Origin of the sequence: Faucicola osloensis, assembly GCF_020041925.1 — a bacterium.
Classification (GTDB): Bacteria; Pseudomonadota; Gammaproteobacteria; order Pseudomonadales; family Moraxellaceae; genus Faucicola; species Faucicola osloensis_D.
The window spans coordinates 465,325-483,616 of the sequence record NZ_CP083409.1; the positions used below are offsets into that span (position 1 = coordinate 465,325).

Consider the following 18,292-nt stretch of genomic DNA (forward strand, 5'->3'; position numbering starts at 1 on the left):
GGCTAACTCCCCGCAGTTAATGTCGTACTGGTGTCAATATTGATAACTCGGGCGTTTCTCAATAAGGTCGTAGATTCATAGGTAGTGCGTACCCGATTAGGCTGTCCTGATTTTAATGGCTGAGTTGCACCTAATAACTTAAAACTGGTCGCGACATCGCTACCGATAACAGGTGAACTGCCTCGGACAATCAGCCCAATTTTGACTGCGGTAATGGGCGGCTTGGTGCCAGGCAATGCTAAATACTCACTGGCGGTCAGGTAACGCATCAATCCAGCATCACTAGGTGCGTCAGTTTGGATACCCAACAAGATTTTGAATTGGTCTACCCCTAAGATTACCTCGCTGCCACCGTTTTCATAGTTGTCACTCAAACCAGTAATACCTGTATCTGTAACCCTACCCGCATCGCAAGCTAGCAACAGCCCTTGCCCTGTGGTGCTTGAACTTCTAATAAAATATCGCTCAATTACAGTAGCTTTTGGATCAATATCAGCACTTTCACAATCGGCAATTTTTACACCCGTGGTATTTTTAAATTGAATCGTTAACTGGTCGCTATTAATCCCTGTGATATTAGAATCGCCTCCATTGCGGGTAAAATAAAGATTTTTGGAAGTGTCTGTGCTCTCCAAACCAATATTTTTAGGTGAAATGACGATGCCACCACCCGCCGTTGTATCGGTAATAGAGGTTACTGAATTGCCCAAGTTTGCCAAGCGCAAATGGCTCTCTAGCTGCTGCAAACCAAAAACGCTCGCCTCTTGTAGCTCGCTGCCACTTTTTTGGGTTGAGGCGGTTTTGGTGTTCGTCAGGTATACTTGTATCACCGCAGCAGAAATCAGTAGCCCCAATACCAATGAAATCATTAGCTCTATTAAAGTAAAGCCTGAAGTAGAACGATAATTCGATATCATCAGTATGCCTCCATAATGAAGCATTGTGCACCAAAATTATAGACCGCATCTTCATTAGCGCAGGGTTTGTCTTTAGTCGTATCGGATGCAACGGCGGTATCCAAAAAAATCGGGTCGGTATCGCCCCAAGCCGCAATCAGGCATTGGCGGTCTTGTCCAACCGTACTAGTCGTTGTGGCAACACCACTAGCGCTAGTGGTTGTCGTGCGTTTGGTAGGGCAAGTTGCCATACCCACGTTCAAGCCATTGTCTGTGGCGTATTGCTTGACAGTTAAGGCGTCTTTTACTGCCAGTTGCTTAATCGTACAGGACACAGGCGTACCCCCTGTCATACAACTATCTTTGGTGATAGCCACATTGCTAGTATCTGTATTGGTGAGTGTGGTGGCGGTGCCGTTAATCGCGGTTTTGAATGCGGGTATGCCATCTATATTCGCTCGCATCATCTCGGCAGCGCCTCGCATCACAGTTAAGGCTCGGGTACGCATCAAACTCTCATCGGTGGCTTTGACTGCGGTCATCTGCATCGCAGTGAATCCAAGCACCGCGATTGCTAACAACATCAATGCCACCAGCACTTCTATTAAGCCAATGCCTTTTTGTGAATTCATGAACATGTCCCATTTTTGCTAGTGACAATATTACTGCTTGCATCGACCATGATGGTATATTTATCAGACCCAGCGCCATAACACACTGAAAAATTGGTCGAGCTATCTGTAGCAGTGCCCGTTCCGGTGTCCCCTTGGTAAGCTTTTTTGTAAGGGGTAAAACTAACTGCAGTTAAGGCAGTCGGGCTAGCGGTAATCGTCAATTTTTTGTCTAGCGTATAATCAGATAGCATTTCATCGGCATCTGTTGATAATCTTTTTACATACAGTACGGTAATTTTTTTGCTTGATGAGCTGTTAGTTAGCACTACTCTAGTAGATCGCTGAGCAATCATTGCTTGGGTTCTAGCATCTTTTAGCGCAGCTTCAATGATGTTTGCGGCATCATTTGTTTTGGCTTGCCGAATTTGTTTTTGCATATTTGGCGCTGCCATCGCGACAATGATAGCTATAATCGCAATGGTGATGACAAGCTCAATCAACGTAAAACCTTGTTCACGATCTTGGTTATGATGATACTGTCTGTTCAAAACTTTCATCACGATACCCACCCATACCCCTCGATAAACGACCTATCATACCATGTTTGCTAGCACAAACCATTCTAACATTAAAGCAAAAAACATACCTATTATCGCAGTATTTTTGTTAATTGTCATACCTAAACCTTACTACCGATAGTTTACCTCAGACACTTATCGTTGCTAAGCGAATTAAGACGAAAGGCCGCTCACGTATTATCAAATTAATTTTGAATAGAATACTTTAGAACCCCCAAGAAACCCACTTGTAGCCCGACTTTATCTGCGAGCTTTAACGATATGGCGGTGCAAGTGTGGTCGCAAAACAGTGACAAGCGAAACCTAATGCAAAACATTACCATGCAAGACTGAATACACATGAATATGGGCAGATGGGTGATAATTTGTGAGTAGATTAGCCAATTCAGACAGGGTGGCGCCTGTGGTGACCACATCATCAAATAAAATCAAATTTTTGCTAGGGGGCATATCTGTCAGAGAAAACGCATCTTTGATATTATCTAAACGCTCCTCTCGGCTTAGCCCCTGCTGGTGAGGTCGATCCATTCGCTGCATACCCGTAAAAACAGGGATTTGCCAATGAAAGCTTAGATAAGCGGTTAAAATGGCGAGCGGATCGAAGCCGCGTTGCCTAATGCGCTGTAAACTTGTTGGCACTTTAATGATTAAAGAGTTTTTTGAATGACAACCTTTGGGAATATGCAGTTGTCTGATAGCTTGAACCAAAACGGGCAGATGATGTAACTGCTGCCCATTTTTGTACCCAAGCATGATTTGATTGAGGGGATATTGATAGTAGCCGCTGGCTACGCCACGCAGTGACGTTTGCTTTAGTTGCAAAGTAAAAAATGACGCGGACCATGCAAACCGGCTATGGCATGGCTGACAAAGAAATTGCTGTCGATTAAACCAATGCTCATGGTGAGGCGGGGCTAAGTTATCAAAGCCTGCTGCAGCGCAATCATTGATGCCACATAGTTGGCAGCGGTGATGAACTTTCGCTTGATACACCAACGCCATGGCAAAGGGCAATCGCCACCAGGGCAAGGGGGCCACGATTGCCATAAACGCAGTTAAAGCCCTTTAAAATCATTGAACATGATACCAATACCGATATTGGTGCTCTTATGATTATAGTCTTGGATATTTTCACCATAGCCATGGAATACTTGTAAAATCGCTTTCATACCGCCTGTCAATGGATAGGCATAATCCACCTGTATAGCGCCTTTATTGGTACTAGGATTATAACGCATCACACCGCCGACTGTGCTTTGGTCATTGAGCGGATACAACCAACGCACATCGCCATAGCCCATGTAGTCACCGATATCTGGGTTATCCGAGTCTTTACTATTCTCATTTGCGATTAGCCATAGTCTTGGAATCACGGTGAGTTTGCCCCACTCTGTTCCTGCCATTGCATAGATACGATTCCAAGAACGTGATAACGGGTCTGACTGTCCATTTGATTCATGCACTAGCCCTGCTCCCAACAGTCTTAATGACCCATTCCCGGGCAGATTACCCTTGATAGGCTGTGTCAAAAATATCTCTGGTTGGTAATCTGAGCTGCGAAAAGGTCTTGAATTTTTACCATTGTACACTTGCCAATAAGACTGCTGGGTATAGCCAAGCCAAACATCGGCATTGGTATCGAACACATCTTGGGCAAGCTTGGTTTTCATTGAAATTTGCAGCTTGCTATCTAGATGCTGCAAATAATCTTTCGATGCGCGAACATGATCTTGGGTGGGTGAATGGATGTCATAGTTTGGCGTGGCGTTGTACCAAAGCGGCATAACATACATGGGCAAATGTGGACGTATCGTCAGTATCCCTTTGGGATCATTTTTATCCAAGTCATATAACACACTTAGTGGCGTATATTTTTCCACATCCGCTGCGGTAACCCCCACTTGCTTTAAGATTGTTTTGTCTTGCTTGTTAGGCACCAAATGATCTAATTTTTTTTGCTCGTTTTTGGTTATCGTCGTGGTTGTGGTCGTGACGGTTGCCGTTTGATCCACGGCTAACACTGGCACCGCTTTACCTTCTTTGAGACTCACTTCCAAGGTTTTGGCAATATCAAGGGGCGCCTTGGCTTCAGGTTCGATTTTACCAACGCTTATCTTGTCAAAACAAGCTAAACGCGCGACATTATCAGTGATTTTTGAACAGGTTAGCAGCGTTTGTTGGTCGACAGAAATAACAGTTGTTTTTATTAAAGTTTTTGTTGAAGCTCTTGTTGAGGATTTTGTTGAAGTTTTTGCGTGCGCCGTTGCTGTAACTGTTAGTGTGGCTAGTATAGCAAGCGATAAAGAGGTACGGTAAAGCGTAAGTTGTGACATAGGTTGACCTTCTTACAAAAATATCGTTCATGATAGCAAAAATTGATGACAAATAGTTAACAAATGCATAATAATTTTTAACAGTAAAGTAAAATTATAATCAACTATTGGCTCGTCAATTATTGGTATTTCTATGGGTGCTTGTATGGATAATTCTATTGATACTGTTGGCCTTTATACTCAAGCCAACCGTCTTGATGACGGCTAGCGGGGTCACGGTGTGTCCAATGTACAACGCCACCTTTGTCGTTATAAATATATTCACCATAAAAACGAATGGGATTGTTCGCTTGGATGCCCTCGATGCGGGGTGCCAAATCAATATTATGGGCAATTAACACCGTGATGTTTGGGTAGTTATCAATTTTGACCAAAAATTTTTGATGGCGGCTACCCTCATTATCGTCTTTTAGCACTTTAATCACTGTGCCACATCCTAATACCTGTCGTTTAACGCTGGGATTTTTAGCTTGATAAGCTTGATTAATTACGGCATTGTTGCATTGAAGATTTGTTGCCTGACGTTTTTTGTCAGTATAAGCTCCTGAATTTTTAACCGTCTGTTGATTGGACTTTAAGCCTGTTAATGGCGAATTTGGGCTTGCTAACTGGCTATTTCCGCTTTGATTTTGGCTTGGCCGTTGGTCGGCATTGCCTTCATAGGAACACCCAGTGACAAAAATTAGCACCCCCAAAGTTAACGAGATGGCTATAGACTTTGCTAAGTGATAGTTCAATTTTTATTTAACCTTAATGGTTGGATGAGTCGGTAAATCTGTTAACTTACTTTTATTTGACTGAGTTTTCTTTAACCAAGTTTAATTGGACTTAATTTAATTGGGACAAGAGTTGCTCAAAATCAGGGCGTTTGACCTCACCGTTTTGTCTTGCGACCAGTTGACCGTTTTGGTAATACAACAATACAGGCGGACCGAACACAGATAATTTTTTATAGATTGCTTGGCTATCCGGCGTATTGTCAGTCACATCGAGTTTGACAACTTGCCAGCTGGCTAAACTTTGCGGCGGGTTGGCAAAAAGTGTTTTATCCATGATACGACATTCAATACACCATTCTGCAGTGACATCGACGACTAGCTTTGGATATTGCGCAAGCAAGGGCTCAAGCTGTGATAGTTTAGTGATTTTAATCGTATGGGTGGTCTTCGTTGCCGTTAATGCCGATTGCCCTGAGGTATTCACAAGCTTGTTAAGCGGCTGCCAACTATCTTGACTACCTGAGGCAGTGCCTATCACAAGACAGGCTGACCAGATGCATGCTAGCAATGCTAGTGCTTGAGTGAGTAGTTGACCTTTTTTGCCTTGCCAGCGCCACAGCCATAAGCCAATTACAGCAAACCAAAGCGCCCATAGCATCAGCATCCAGCTTGATAGCCATATACGCTCTATCATCAATAAAGCGACGCCAAATAACAACAAACCAAAGCTAGTTTTGACCCAGTTCATCCACTCGCCTGCTTTTGGCATAAAATTACCTTGGGTGGCGCCGAGTAAAATGAGCGGCGTAGATAGTCCAAGCCCCAACAAAAACAATGCGGCAAAACCCATCACAGGATCACCCAATGCTGCTACGCCTGCCAACGCGCCTGCAAGGGGTGCCGACACACAAGGAGAGACAACCAGTGCAGAAAACAAGCCCGTCAAATAACTACCACTTAAGCTACCGAGTCGATTTTCCCCAATTTGGCTGATTTTTTGGAACTTGACGCGAATAGCATGCGGCAATTGCCAGCGAATGACATCCAACATGTACAGTCCAAGCAAGATAAATAACCCTGCAAAAACTAATAAAATGACAGGATTTTGTAGCCAGTTTAATATACCCAAAGATTGCCCAAATAACGCAACCACTGCACCCAAAATGCCATAACTGGTGGCAACACCCAAACCATAACTACCCGTGAGTAACAATCCTTTTTTGGCGGATGGACGATGTTGACGGGCAACGATATTGGCTACAATCGGCAGCATGGGTAACACACAAGGGGTAAAAGCTAACCCTAATCCTGCTAAAAATAATAGCAATAATGCAACACCGCTATGATGGGTCAATCCAAAAATATCTTGATTGCTAGCGCTAGCCGTCAAACTCGTTGCCACCGCCGCCGATGAAGCCGCGGGTTTAGTCATGATAGTTGTTTGGACAGGTTGAGAGGATGCCATAGATACGACAGGGGCGGATGCGATTAACGGTGCTGTGGTTGATGCGACTTGCTGCCCCGCTGCGGCAGTACTGCCACCGGAAATCGTTTGTTTGGCAGACGGTGGGCTAGTTGCCTCATTGACGGTTTTAGCAGGGGGCAAGCTAGCAGATTGCTGAGTCGTTATCGAGGCGGCGTCATTGGTCGTCGCCACAGTATCGGTGACTTTGGCTTGCGCCGCTTTTGACGTCATTGCGTCTGATTTTTTTGCGCCATTTTTGGTGGAAGCTGGCAATTGGGTGATGACAAATTTGGTCTTTTCAGGGGGATAGCAAAGTCCTACTTTGGCACAGCCCTGCCATTTGACCGTAGCAGGTTGCGAGGTGATTGCTTTATCCGCGCTCAACGTAGTTGTGGCAGTAAAGGGTTGTTCAAACACAGGCACCCGACCAAAATCCGGGTCATCCACATAGGTCGGTGCTGCACTAAATTGTAGTGGCGTCGCGGTTACCCCGTCAGGCAATTGTAAGGTTAATTTATCCCGATACGCATAATAGCCTGCTTTAACGTCCACATGAATGGTCACTACTTGCCCTTTTTGTTCAGTATAGACTTTAAAAGCCTCATGCACCGGTAGCGGCTTGTCTTTGGCGGTCAAGCTGGGATTGTCATTACCGCCAAAAACCTCGCTTAAACTAATCGCTTGGGCGCTTGGCATAGTGAGGCTAGTGACAGCCAGTAGCATGCCAAGTAGAGAGACATGACGACTAACGGTTCGAAAACAAAACAATGGCGTAGGCATAGGGGATATATTTTTCAAAGACAACTTCTCATATATTTTAAATTTATACGTTTTAAATTTATACGTTTTAAATTTATACGTTTTAAATTTATACGTTTCAGATTTATACGTTTCAGATTTATACGTTTTAAATCGCGTAATTATACTATGACGGCTAATTTTAGCTAATCCCTGTCCAAAAACCTAGCAAAAAAAATCAGAGTGCGTGACTCTGATTTCGTTAACCCAGTGAAAACACCAAACTTATAACTTAGCAAAAATGTCTGCGTCTTGACCTTCGCCGCCTTCTTTGCCATCAGCCCCCAATGAGAACAAATCATAGGTTCTGCCTTCTGTACCTGGGATGACGTATTGTAGGTCATTATCCCAGCCATCTTTAGGAAAACCGCCTTTAATATACCCGCCTTCTGGCCAGTTTTTGGCGCCTTGTGGTGGCTTATTTAAGGCTTCTAACCCTTCTTGGGTGGTGGGATAGCGACCATTGTCCACCTTAAACATATCAATGGCATTTGAGGTGGTAGATAAAGCCGTTTCGGTAGTTTTGACGCGGGCTTTGTCACTTTGACCCACCACTTTGGGTACCACAAGACCTGCCAAAATTGCCAAAATGACAATCACCACCATGACTTCAATTAAGGTAAAACCCGCTTGACGATTTTTTGATACATGAGCACAACACATACGAATTTCCATTTTTTAAATTTTTAGCACGTTTGATAAGGTGTTAGGATTTTACACGGCTTTTTTGACAATTTGCATACCGATTTGGTTAATTTTGTCGGCTGATTTAGCCATTAATTATTTAGCCATTAATTATTTGGCTGTATGAGTGTTTAGCCTGCCAAGTCATTCATATTGATAATCGGTAGCATCACTGCCATTACAATAGTCATGACAATCACCCCCATCAGCACCAACATTAGCGGCTCAAGTAGTGACAATAGCGTGCTAATCATATTGGTGGCTTCATTTTGCTGCATCGCTGCTGCACGCGTCAGCACGTCATCAAGCTCGCCTGAATTCTCACCGCTTTTAATCATTTGTACCATCATCGGCGGAAAATAATTACTGCGCTCAAGCTGGCTTGATAGGCTCGCGCCTTCGGTGACTTTTTCTGTGGCGTTCACGATGGTATGTTTGATATGGGTATTGGTGGTGACTGCCGCGCCGATGGCTAGTGCTTCCACCAATGGCACCCCTGAACGTACCAAAATCGCTAACGTACTGGCAAAACGTGATGCGTTCAGGTTTCGCGATAATTTACCAAACACCGGCAAGCGCAAGATAAATTGGTCAAAAGTGGCTTTGCCTGCCGCCGTTTTAATAAACTTCACAAATAAAAACACCGCACCGATTAGCCCACCTAATATCAGCCACCACCATTGGGTTAAGAGATTAGACAATGCCAACACCACTTGGGTGATCCATGGCAGCGCTTGCTCGGATTGTTCAAACACTTTGACAATTTTTGGCACGACAAAGCTCATCAAGCCCACCACCACTGCTACCGCCATCACCAGCAAAATTATCGGATACACCATCGCGCCTTGTACCTTTTTTTGCATGGCAAAGCGATTTTCGGTGTAATCGGCTAACTGGTTTAAAATCAAATCCAAATGCCCTGAGCGCTCACCTGCGGCAATGGTGGCGATATAAATTGCTGGAAAATTACCGGAGTCTTGTAGCGCGCTCGCTAGGCTATAGCCTTCCAATACTTTGGCACGCACGCCATGCATCAACGCTTTGACATGCGGTTTTTCGCTTTGTTTGGCAATCGCTTGCAACGCTTGTTCAATCGGTATGGAAGCTGCCAACAACACCGACAATTGGCGGGTGATTAATGCCAAATCATACGCGCCCACCCCTTTTTGCCACAATCGGTTGCGACTGACATCGGTTTTTTTTACAGGTGAGACTTCGACAGGCAGTAAATTTTTATCGCGCAGTTGTTGGCGGATGAGTCTAGCAGAATCGGCTTCCAGAATACCTTGGTGTGACTTGCCTTGGGTATCCATGGCTTTGTACTGAAATGCGGGCATGTGAATTCCCAACGGGTAAGATTAGCGTTATTTTAAAGGCTTAATAGGCTGAAATAAAGACTCGTTTTCATTGGAATCATATTGTACCAATACCGATAGCTCATCGCGCAAGTCTTGTTTGTTAAAGCTATTGACCTCAGTAATCAGCATTTTCTCGATTCGTTTGTCAACAGCGTATTCACTGATTTGCGCACAATAGATGGCTAATTGATAAACTTGCGCTTTGAGCGACTCATCGAGTGATTGCAATAGTCTCACTAATTCTGCCACATTGATGACTTGGTAAGGGTAATTAGGAATCGCCGCCTCTTTTAATGGGGTGACTGAATAGTTGACACCGAGATGGGCAAAATAATAACAACTAAATAGATAACCTAGAATATGCCCGACAAAATAACCCCGGTCGTTGTGATAGCATGCCACCCCCAAAAACTGAATCACGATCGCCGCCAAACTATGCTCAAGACCGCGAAATTCAGCTGACGATGGCATCAAGCCTAAGGTTGGCAGGTTCATTAAATTTTTGTTTTGGCTGACAAGCTGCCAACCAGTCGGTCGCTGCGGCGGTAAATGATGGCTAATGGACATCACCAAATCATCGACAATATGTAAATTATTGAACAAATGCTGCAGTTGCATCAGCCCAACATTATCGCGCATGTTTAAATATTTGGCGACTTGCAGTTTTTTAGTTTCAATAAATTGGGATTTTTTACTGGAGATATAAAATAAAAGTTGGTGGGGTTGGGAGTGCTCAAAATACTGGGTCACCGCATTTTCTTGCGCATGAAACACGGCCGTGTATTGACTGGTAACATCCATTGGGTTAACACCACGATGGTCCATCGCAGGGTGTTCTGGATTGGGCTTGATTTGCAAGCCATGTGCTTCGACAGGTTGACCTTTGGTAGTTGAAGTTTCCATGTTGGCAATCGCAGCTGATAAAATATGGGACAATGCTTGTCACTATATCATACCCCTGTCGACATAACCTAACAGATATTGCTATGAAAATAGACTGGTCATTCTTGGTTGCGATAAACTGGCTATAAGATATAAAGCTTGCTATAAAAGTGGCGATAACCACAAAACCGCAGCAAACCTGCTTTTTTGTGGTTACTCAGGGTTCTCAACTACTGACTCATTCCTCGCTCAAGCTGTCAGCAAAATGCACACTATCGGTTCGAAACGACTGGCGATATTTTCGTGGTGACATTTTATAGACGCGTTTGAATGCTTGGCTAAAGGTACTATCGGAGGCATAACCCACTAACTCGCTGATACGGCTGATGCTATTTTCTTGTAGCCGTAAATACCGCGCTGCAAGACGAAGTCGATAGTCGGTTAAATAAGTTAACGGCGGCACCCCCACCACCTCACGAAAATGCTCGGCAAAACTACTGCGTGACATCCCGGCGACTTCAGCTAACTTATGAATGGTCCAATTGGTCTCGGGTCGATCATGCATGACTGCCAACGCCTTGGCAAGGTAAGGGTCTTTCACAGCTTTTAGCCAATTATCTGTCGCTTCAGGCAAGTCCTCAATATAATTGCGTACACACTCAATCATCAAAATACTGGCGATACGATTGATAATGGTCATTTTGCCAAGTCGGTTCTGCTCAGACTCTAATGCCAAAAATTTGACCCCCAAATCAAGCATAATCATTTTTTGCTCATCGTTTGATTCGCTTTCTGGCAAAATTTTTGGTAAAGCGCTTAGTAACGGACGCGTAATCTCTCTATCGTAATGGCACACAATTGCGACCATTTCGGTTATTTGCGCTGGCTCATCACCTTTGCTATGAATAGCGGGTTTACCCAAGTTGATAGTTTCAACAGTCTGGTTGCTTAATAAGGGAGCAATGTCAATTGATGGGATATCCGATTGCCCCACACCACAAATAAGGTGTTTCTTGCCGCCTGGCACCATGACCACATCGCGCGCGTGTGCGTTGCGATATACATCATCGACCTTAATACTAATCCCACCTGTGGTAATCAAATAAAACACGATACAATCTTTTTTATCTAACTCAAATGACCACTCCCCAGTGGCGTGTATATAGTGATACTGAGTTTGATACAAATGTATATCTTCAAGCAACATACTGAGTGCATCCATTAATTTTTCCTAAGTTATTAACACAGCAATTTAAAAAAATGCAACATAAACTACAAACGAGCTAACTTACAAGCCAAACTTTGGTAATTGGACTTGAGATAAAAATTTAAAGACGTATACATAAACCGTCATCCTCATTATCAGCAATCATATCATCTTTTACAGGCGCTGCTGATTAAGTTTGAGTCTGTAGGGCTACTAAAATCTAGTGTCACCGCCCAAAAAAATGCTTTATTTTTCAACGATTTCAAAGGTAATGGCATAACAGGTAATAATAGTTAGTGAACACTTGTTATGGGTTATACGATAACGGTAGGATGTTTGGGTGTCTAAGCAAATAAATAAGTGAATAAATAGCTAAGCAACTAAACCTAATCAGCCAAATCAGCTATTTGGCTTTTTTTCGATTTTGATTTATTATCATGCTTTATTATCAATGGCTTAACTATAATCTATAACCATTCCATCATCGCTATGAATCTATGAATGCTCATCACTTGCGTAAACAGTTACGTCAACAACGTCTACGCTTATCCAAGCGCCACCGTAATCGTGCCGCTTATCAAGCACGACGAAGTTTGAATCGACTACAGCATCCTGCTTTAACTGGCAAAAACGTCAAGATCGGGATTTTTGCAGATGCCTTTGGGGAGATGCCTACCCAACCGCTGATGGATTGGGCGAGACAGCGCGGTTATAGTATTTATTTACCTGTCGTTACCGGCAAATATCAGCCGCTTGTATTTATCCAATTTAACCAAAAAACTTGGCGACAATCTCGCCTACCCAAACACCCGCTAGGTATGCGCCAACCTGAGAAAGGAAAAATGCTTAACGTAGCGGCGCTTGATGTATTGTTTATGCCGCTAGTGGCAGCGGATAAAATTGGCAATCGTATGGGTATGGGTGGCGGTTACTATGACCGCACCTTAGCCAAGGCTAAAAACAAACCGCTTAAAATTGGCTGGGCTTATGATTTTCAATTGGTTGAAAAATTAAATGCTAATCCTTGGGATATCACGCTTGATGCCCTCATCACGCCGAGTAAACTATGGATATTCCGACGCTATTTGGTGTCTAAAGAATGAATGGATAATAATTAGATGAACGATAAAAAAAACAATGACAGCATTCCAACTACCGCTTCAGATTCACCAACTAATAATGCCAAATTAACTGAAAATCTTAATGAATTAAGCGATGCAGAAATTGCCAGTGTCATGAATCCCGCTAGATTAACGCAACTTTTAACCCAAGCGGATGCCTTTACCCGAGTGAATTCTGAAGACTTGGATGACTTCTAGGCAGTAATGAATCAATATTAGAGTGACTTTATGATTAGTATATTATTGGGATTGTTGGCTTGGTTGTTGCCGCTACTGGGATTAACACAACCTGTTTTGCTGAAGTGTTGGCTAGGTGAGGCTTGGTTTATTTTGATAATCTTTGTCAGTATGACAGCTTGCAATTTGGCGATTTGGTTTGAGCTTTATGCCCAATACAAGCGTTTAATAATTGAAGATTATAGCGCCATGCTAGATATTTTTCCTTCAAGCGTCAAATTTGGGCTTTTTTTAATTATCTTGACTCTTATTTTAAATGTCTTTTTGCTATGCCGAGCTAGAAAATTGCCTTAGCCACCACAATTTTTAGCCTTTTAAATCCCTTCATATATTCTTTTTTTCCCTTTGAATCGCTAGCCTTGCAATTTTTTGCATTGACGCCATTTATATTTTTAAGTCTATCAGCAAGCCATCATTTGCTCACAAATGGTCAGTTGCTTGTTGTGTTATTTAAGGGGACATAGTATATGCAAGATGATGTTTTAATGACAAACCCAGAATCATCTGAGTCGCAAGACTTCACTACGCTACCATTGTTAGCTTTACGTGACGTTGTGGTATATCCACAAATGCAAATTGCTTTATTTGTGGGTCGTGCACCTTCAGTTAAAGCAGTCGAGCTTGCGCAAAATGAATTCGACAATAAAGTATTGGTGGTGGCACAAAAAGATTCACTATCTGAAGACATTGATGCCAGTAATCTATTTGAATATGGTACGGTGTGCCGTGTCGTCAATACCATGCCACATGAAAATGACGAAAATTGTATCAAAGTGCTGATTGAAGGTCTGTACCGTGCCAAATTGGTCGATATCCAAGACACCGATGAGGAAGAAGCGGTATTATTGGCCGATTTTGAAAAAGCGCCCATCACCGTGAATATGAGCGCTCAAACGCAAAAATCGCACAAAGAAGCGTTAGTTGCTTTGTTTAGCAAATATGCGGAAAATCGCCTACGTAACTCACGCGAGTTGATTCGTGTGGCAGAGCGTATCAACTCGCTTGAAGAGTTGGTATATTTCATTGCGACGCGTGTCTCACTCAATTTATCGATTAAACAAAACTTTTTGGAAGTCGATGATTTGACTGCGCATATCAAAGCGTTGTCAGACTATTTGATTCAGCAAAGTGCCGAGCACAATATCGAGCAAGAATTACAAGAAGCGGTCCGTCGCCAGATGGAAAACAACCAGCGCGAGTATTTCTTAAATGAAAAAATGAAAGCGATAAAATCTGAGCTTTCTGACCTTCATGAAGAACGCGGTGAAAATTATGAAGACGACGACATTGCCGAGCTAGAAAAACGTTTAGCGGAAGCCGATTTGCCAGAAGCGGTGCGTAAAAAAGCAGAAAATGAGTTTCGTAAACTCAAAACCATGCCTGCCGCCTCTTCTGAGTCATCGGTCGTACGTAACTATGTCGAGTGGATTTTAGATACGCCTTGGAACAAAACCAGTGATGTCTCAATCGACCTCAATAAAGCCCATGACGTGCTTGACACTGACCATTATGGTTTACAAGACGTGAAAGACCGCATCTTGGAGTTCTTGGCAGTGCAATCTCGCGTGGATACCTTAAAAGGTCCGATTCTGTGCTTAGTAGGTCCGCCTGGGGTGGGTAAAACATCCTTAGGTGAATCCATTGCCCGTGCGACAGGTCGTGAGTTTATCCGTATGGCATTGGGCGGTGTGCGAGACGAAGCCGAGATTCGTGGGCACCGACGTACCTATATCGGTGCTATGCCAGGTAAAATCGTACAATCACTCTCAAAAGTGGGCGTAAAAAATCCGCTATTCTTACTCGATGAAATCGATAAAATGGCGCAAGATTTTCGTGGTGACCCTGCTTCAGCGCTGCTTGAAGTGTTAGATCCATCGCAAAATCATAGCTTTAACGATCACTACTTGGATATGGATTTAGACTTATCACAAGTGATGTTTATCTGTACCGCTAATAGTATGGATATCCCGCCTGCACTACTTGACCGTATGGAAGTGATTCGTCTGCCAGGTTATACTGAAGATGAAAAAATCAGCATCGCGGATAAATACTTAGTACCAAAAGCGATTCAGCAAAACGGCTTAAGTGATACTGAAATTGATATCACCGATGAGGCACTCAAAGCGATTGTACAGCGTTATACCCGTGAAGCAGGTGTGCGTAACCTTGAACGTGAAATCAACAAAATCGCCCGCAAAGTGGTGAAACAAAACGTTGAATCATCGGGCAAAGACAAAGCGGAAGATAAAGCAGCGGCACACAAATTAACGGTCGATAGTTCAAACGTCGCTGATTACTTGGGTGTATACCAATTCGATTATGGCTTGGCGGAGCAAGAACCTGAAGTCGGCCGTGTCACAGGTTTGGCTTGGACACAAGTCGGTGGTGAGCTATTGACCATTGAAGCGGTTGCGGTGCAAGGTAAAGGTGAACTAAGTTTTACAGGTTCACTGGGTGATGTGATGAAAGAGTCAATTCGTGCGGCGATGACGGTGGTTCGTGCCCGTGCTGATAGCTTGGGCGTCAGCTATGATAAGCTCAAAGGCACAGATATCCACGTGCATATGCCAGAAGGTGCGACCCCTAAAGACGGTCCATCCGCCGGTATTGCGTTAACACTTGCGTTAGCCTCTGCGATGACAGGTATTGCTATCCGCCCCGATATTGCCATGACAGGCGAAGTTACTTTGCGTGGCAAAGTGCTGCGTATCGGTGGCTTGAAAGAAAAACTGCTTGCAGCGCATCGTGGCGGTATCAAACACGTGTTGATTCCAAAATCCAATGAGCGTGACTTGATTGATATTCCTGATAACGTCAAACAGGGCTTAAGCATCCAGCCAGTAGAAACGATTGATGAAGTATTTAAAGCCGCTTTGGTATCACAACCTGTGGCGTTAAAACCCAATCAATTACCCGTCGATGCCAGTGACATTAGTTTAAAAAGCTAGTTTAAAAAGCTATTTTAAAGAGCTAGCTTAAAAAGCTAAGCTGCCACTGAAGTAAAAGCTGAAATTAAATAATAATGAAGTAAAAAAAAGCTGAGATTGATTCTCAGCTTTTTTTATGCAGGCAAAAATTATTCCACCGATGTTTCACGCGGCAAATCACCTTCTTGAGGGGCTGATGCCATGTCTTTATCCAACTCATAGAAGTTTTGGTTATCTGCCTTATCTTTTGATGCCAAGGCAAATTTATCACGTAGATTATTGATTAACGATTCTTCTTCGATTTGTTCTTTGACAAACCATTGTAAGAAATTAAACGTTGCCCAATCGCGCTCTGCCATGGCTTGGTCCACAAGTGCATAGATTTTTTTTGAATTTTCTAACTCATGTTGCCAAACGTCTTCGATACAGGTTTCAAGACTGACAGGGTTATCACGCGGTGCGGGAATCGCTTCAATTTTAGCTTCGCCACCACGCTCATTGATATAGGCTAAAAATTTGAACATATGATTACGTTCTTCAGCGGAATGCTTATAGAAAAAATCTGCAATACCTGGGTAATTGTTCACTTCCGCCCAGCTACCGAGCGCAATATACGCCTGCGCTTGCGTGGCTTCTTCCATCATTTGCTTGTTTAACGCTTTTTCCATTGTGTCTGAAATACGTTTATCGTTTGACATGTTATTTTCCTCTGATGATTTTTTTGTGGCTAATTTTATAAGATGGCTAATCTTGACTAGACAACTTTATCGCCTAATTGGCTACCAAGATTGGCTATATAGTTGTTAAGGATAAAACAGAGCATTATCAATACTATTGCCGTTAGTTACCGTTAATTGCATTGGTAATGACGCTCACAGTATAGATAAAAAGTTGGCAATAAACAGGATTTTTTACTCAATTTAGCTGAAAGATACACAAGCCTTTAACATAAAAATACGGGGGAAAACGCGCAAGGTGACCCCAAATTTTTCCTCGCTATTCAATCGCTTTGTTTTGCGTTGCCAACCAACTAAACACACAATTAATCGCCATCAAAATAGTTAAAAACCCCATCGATAGTGTCCAAGTATGACTCAAGTCTTTAAGCCACCCTGTCACAATCGGACCGGTTATTGCGATGCTATAGCCCACGGTTTGTGCCATCCCCGATAGTTCAGCGGCTTGTTGACTATCCTTTGATTTTAAGGTAAAAATCATCATACATAAGGTAAAAATCACCCCACATCCAAAGCCAGATGCGATACTCCAAACCCATACCCAGCCTTGCAGGGGTAAAAACCCAAAGCCAAACACGCCTACCAAGTTTCCCACTGCGGCAAGCAACGCTAACGTGCGTAAATTCCACTGGCTAGAAACCCATTTGGTCAACAGTAAAATCGAAGGAAAAGCGACCAATTGAAACACCATGCCCACGTTACCTGCTTGCGCTTTGCTCAGCCCTTTATCAATGAGTAACGACGGTAAAAAACTGGCGAGCGTATAATAAAGTAGTGATTGCAAGCCCATAAAGGCACTAATCCACCATGCCATCGGGATTTTCCAGACCGATTTTCGGCTTGGTTGTCCCGCTTCGGCAACCGCTTGATTAATGACTTGAGCATCATGGGTGCTAATTTTTTGCCGTAACCGCAAATGAGCAACCATTAGCCAAGCTGCTACCGCTGCCACAGAGACCCAGCCCCATACCCCCAGTGCAAATTGCCAATTGGACAAGCTGACAAGCCACATCGCAATGCCTGACGCAAAGCCAGCAAACACCGACAAAAACATCGAATAGCTTCCCATCACAAGCCCAATGTGATTGGGAGTGTATTTTTTGATGACGGCAGGGATTAATACATTGCCGAGTGAAATCGCCAACGATAGCAGCACCGTGCCCGCTAGCAAAAACCCTAATTGCGGATGCGCCACTCGTACAAAAATACCGATGGCAAGCAAACTGGTTGCCAAAATCATGGTGTTTTCCAAGCCAATCCGCCGTGACAGCATAGGGGCAACAAACGAACTCGATGCAAATGCCATGACAGGAATCGTACCAATCAAACCAATGGTTTTGGTCGTTAACCCCAAATCTTGCTGAACCAGTTTTGCTACCGCACCAAACCCAATAATGGGCGCGCGCATATTGATAGCGAGCAGTAAAATAGCAATGACTACCGTGACAATTAATGCCTTGCTCGGGGCAGTCGCTACCGGCATCTGAGACGCATTAGCAGCAGGGTGAATATTCGACTCGCTCGATTGCGACAATGAGAATTTCATACATCTTCCAAAATTTTAACTAGGTAATCTATTAGCACGGGTGATTTAATAAGCTTATTTTCATGGGCTTGAGTTAACAGGCTTGGTTTAACGGGCTTGATTTAAAAGGTTATCTTTTAACACATTCGCCAAGCCAGCGCACGGTTTATTCACATAGCGGCTAAAAATTCACTGTCTATCCGTTTTGCTC

At 43.4% G+C, this 18,292-nt stretch carries 16 protein-coding genes; 3 read left to right on the plus strand and 13 right to left on the minus strand.

Going from position 1 to position 18,292, the window contains the following annotated elements:
- Positions 1 to 2 precede the first annotated feature (2 nt).
- From LAJ61_RS01990 to LAJ61_RS02040, 11 genes are all read right to left on the minus strand, one after another.
- Entirely contained in the window at positions 3 to 917 is a 915-nt protein-coding gene (locus LAJ61_RS01990; RefSeq protein WP_224054274.1) for a PilW family protein, read from the minus strand.
- Positions 917 to 1,528 carry a type IV pilus modification protein PilV gene (pilV, locus tag LAJ61_RS01995; RefSeq protein ID WP_224054275.1) on the minus strand — a complete coding sequence of 204 codons (612 nt, stop codon included), beginning with the start codon at positions 1,526 to 1,528 and terminating at the stop codon, positions 917 to 919. Before pilV ends, LAJ61_RS01990 begins: the two co-directional genes overlap by 1 nt.
- Positions 1,525 to 2,067 carry a GspH/FimT family pseudopilin gene (locus LAJ61_RS02000; RefSeq protein ID WP_224054276.1) on the minus strand — a complete coding sequence of 181 codons (543 nt, stop codon included), beginning with the start codon at positions 2,065 to 2,067 and terminating at the stop codon, positions 1,525 to 1,527. Before LAJ61_RS02000 ends, pilV begins: the two co-directional genes overlap by 4 nt.
- Positions 2,068 to 2,391: 324 nt before the next feature.
- Positions 2,392 to 3,135, minus strand: coding sequence for a ComF family protein (locus LAJ61_RS02005; RefSeq protein ID WP_224054277.1), 744 nt, complete (start codon positions 3,133 to 3,135; stop codon positions 2,392 to 2,394).
- An 8-nt stretch (positions 3,136 to 3,143) separates the two neighbouring features.
- Entirely contained in the window at positions 3,144 to 4,421 is a 1,278-nt protein-coding gene (locus tag LAJ61_RS02010; RefSeq protein WP_224054278.1) for a phospholipase A, read from the minus strand.
- Between the two features lie 155 nt (positions 4,422 to 4,576).
- Positions 4,577 to 5,158: a DUF3465 domain-containing protein gene (locus LAJ61_RS02015; protein ID WP_224054279.1), complete on the minus strand. Its 582-nt coding sequence runs from the start codon at positions 5,156 to 5,158 to the stop codon at positions 4,577 to 4,579.
- Positions 5,159 to 5,249: 91 nt separating this feature from the next.
- Complete coding sequence (locus LAJ61_RS02020) at positions 5,250 to 7,385, minus strand: cytochrome c biogenesis protein CcdA (RefSeq protein ID WP_224054280.1); 2,136 nt, start codon at positions 7,383 to 7,385, stop codon at positions 5,250 to 5,252.
- Positions 7,386 to 7,628: 243 nt separating this feature from the next.
- A complete protein-coding gene (gspG, locus tag LAJ61_RS02025; RefSeq protein ID WP_060994583.1) occupies positions 7,629 to 8,078 on the minus strand; it encodes a type II secretion system major pseudopilin GspG in 450 nt (149 codons plus the stop codon).
- Between the two features lie 140 nt (positions 8,079 to 8,218).
- The gene (gene gspF, locus LAJ61_RS02030) at positions 8,219 to 9,424 is read right to left on the minus strand and encodes a type II secretion system inner membrane protein GspF (protein WP_224054281.1); all 1,206 of its coding nucleotides are present in this window, start codon (positions 9,422 to 9,424) and stop codon (positions 8,219 to 8,221) included.
- 27 nt (positions 9,425 to 9,451) lie between these two features.
- On the minus strand, positions 9,452 to 10,348 hold the full coding sequence (locus tag LAJ61_RS02035; protein WP_224054282.1) for a hypothetical protein: 897 nt from the start codon (positions 10,346 to 10,348) through the stop codon (positions 9,452 to 9,454).
- A 217-nt stretch (positions 10,349 to 10,565) separates the two neighbouring features.
- Positions 10,566 to 11,549, minus strand: a complete 984-nt coding sequence (locus tag LAJ61_RS02040) for an AraC family transcriptional regulator (RefSeq protein WP_224054283.1) — start codon at positions 11,547 to 11,549, stop codon at positions 10,566 to 10,568.
- Positions 11,550 to 12,031: 482 nt separating this feature from the next.
- On the opposite strand from LAJ61_RS02040, the gene LAJ61_RS02045 reads away from it, so the two are divergent.
- The 3 genes from LAJ61_RS02045 to lon all read left to right on the plus strand — a co-directional run bounded on the left by LAJ61_RS02045 (position 12,032) and on the right by lon (position 15,840).
- Positions 12,032 to 12,637, plus strand: a complete 606-nt coding sequence (locus LAJ61_RS02045) for a 5-formyltetrahydrofolate cyclo-ligase (protein WP_224054284.1) — start codon at positions 12,032 to 12,034, stop codon at positions 12,635 to 12,637.
- A 15-nt stretch (positions 12,638 to 12,652) separates the two neighbouring features.
- A complete protein-coding gene (locus LAJ61_RS02050; protein WP_099834293.1) occupies positions 12,653 to 12,853 on the plus strand; it encodes a hypothetical protein in 201 nt (66 codons plus the stop codon).
- Between the two features lie 506 nt (positions 12,854 to 13,359).
- Positions 13,360 to 15,840, plus strand: coding sequence for an endopeptidase La (gene lon / locus LAJ61_RS02055; RefSeq protein ID WP_224054285.1), 2,481 nt, complete (start codon positions 13,360 to 13,362; stop codon positions 15,838 to 15,840).
- 128 nt (positions 15,841 to 15,968) lie between these two features.
- Here lon and LAJ61_RS02060 read toward each other — a convergent pair whose 3' ends face one another.
- Together LAJ61_RS02060 and LAJ61_RS02065 are read right to left on the minus strand one after the other, a co-directional pair.
- Positions 15,969 to 16,517, minus strand: coding sequence for a ferritin (locus LAJ61_RS02060; RefSeq protein WP_224054286.1), 549 nt, complete (start codon positions 16,515 to 16,517; stop codon positions 15,969 to 15,971).
- Between the two features lie 298 nt (positions 16,518 to 16,815).
- Positions 16,816 to 18,102 (minus strand): MFS transporter, encoded by a 1,287-nt coding sequence (locus tag LAJ61_RS02065; protein WP_224054287.1) that lies wholly within the window; start codon positions 18,100 to 18,102, stop codon positions 16,816 to 16,818.
- Between the last annotated feature and the right edge of the window lie 190 nt (positions 18,103 to 18,292).

Excerpts from the sequence above, each read along its gene's own strand:
- pilV (WP_224054275.1), bottom strand. The coding sequence starts at position 1,528 with ATGAATTCACAAAAAGGCATTGGCTTAATAGAAGTGCTGGTGGCATTG.
- LAJ61_RS02010 (WP_224054278.1), bottom strand. The coding sequence starts at position 4,421 with ATGTCACAACTTACGCTTTACCGTACCTCTTTATCGCTTGCTATACTA.
- LAJ61_RS02005 (WP_224054277.1), bottom strand. The coding sequence starts at position 3,135 with ATGGCAATCGTGGCCCCCTTGCCCTGGTGGCGATTGCCCTTTGCCATG.
- LAJ61_RS02035 (WP_224054282.1), bottom strand. The coding sequence starts at position 10,348 with ATGGAAACTTCAACTACCAAAGGTCAACCTGTCGAAGCACATGGCTTG.
- LAJ61_RS02045 (WP_224054284.1), top strand. The coding sequence starts at position 12,032 with ATGAATGCTCATCACTTGCGTAAACAGTTACGTCAACAACGTCTACGC.
- LAJ61_RS02060 (WP_224054286.1), bottom strand. The coding sequence starts at position 16,517 with ATGTCAAACGATAAACGTATTTCAGACACAATGGAAAAAGCGTTAAAC.
- gspF (WP_224054281.1), bottom strand. The coding sequence starts at position 9,424 with ATGCCCGCATTTCAGTACAAAGCCATGGATACCCAAGGCAAGTCACAC.
- gspG (WP_060994583.1), bottom strand. The coding sequence starts at position 8,078 with ATGGAAATTCGTATGTGTTGTGCTCATGTATCAAAAAATCGTCAAGCG.
- lon (WP_224054285.1), top strand. The coding sequence starts at position 13,360 with ATGCAAGATGATGTTTTAATGACAAACCCAGAATCATCTGAGTCGCAA.
- LAJ61_RS02000 (WP_224054276.1), bottom strand. The coding sequence starts at position 2,067 with ATGAAAGTTTTGAACAGACAGTATCATCATAACCAAGATCGTGAACAA.
- LAJ61_RS02050 (WP_099834293.1), top strand. The coding sequence starts at position 12,653 with ATGAACGATAAAAAAAACAATGACAGCATTCCAACTACCGCTTCAGAT.
- LAJ61_RS02020 (WP_224054280.1), bottom strand. The coding sequence starts at position 7,385 with ATGCCTACGCCATTGTTTTGTTTTCGAACCGTTAGTCGTCATGTCTCT.
- LAJ61_RS02065 (WP_224054287.1), bottom strand. The coding sequence starts at position 18,102 with ATGAAATTCTCATTGTCGCAATCGAGCGAGTCGAATATTCACCCTGCT.
- LAJ61_RS02040 (WP_224054283.1), bottom strand. The coding sequence starts at position 11,549 with ATGGATGCACTCAGTATGTTGCTTGAAGATATACATTTGTATCAAACT.
- LAJ61_RS01990 (WP_224054274.1), bottom strand. The coding sequence starts at position 917 with ATGATATCGAATTATCGTTCTACTTCAGGCTTTACTTTAATAGAGCTA.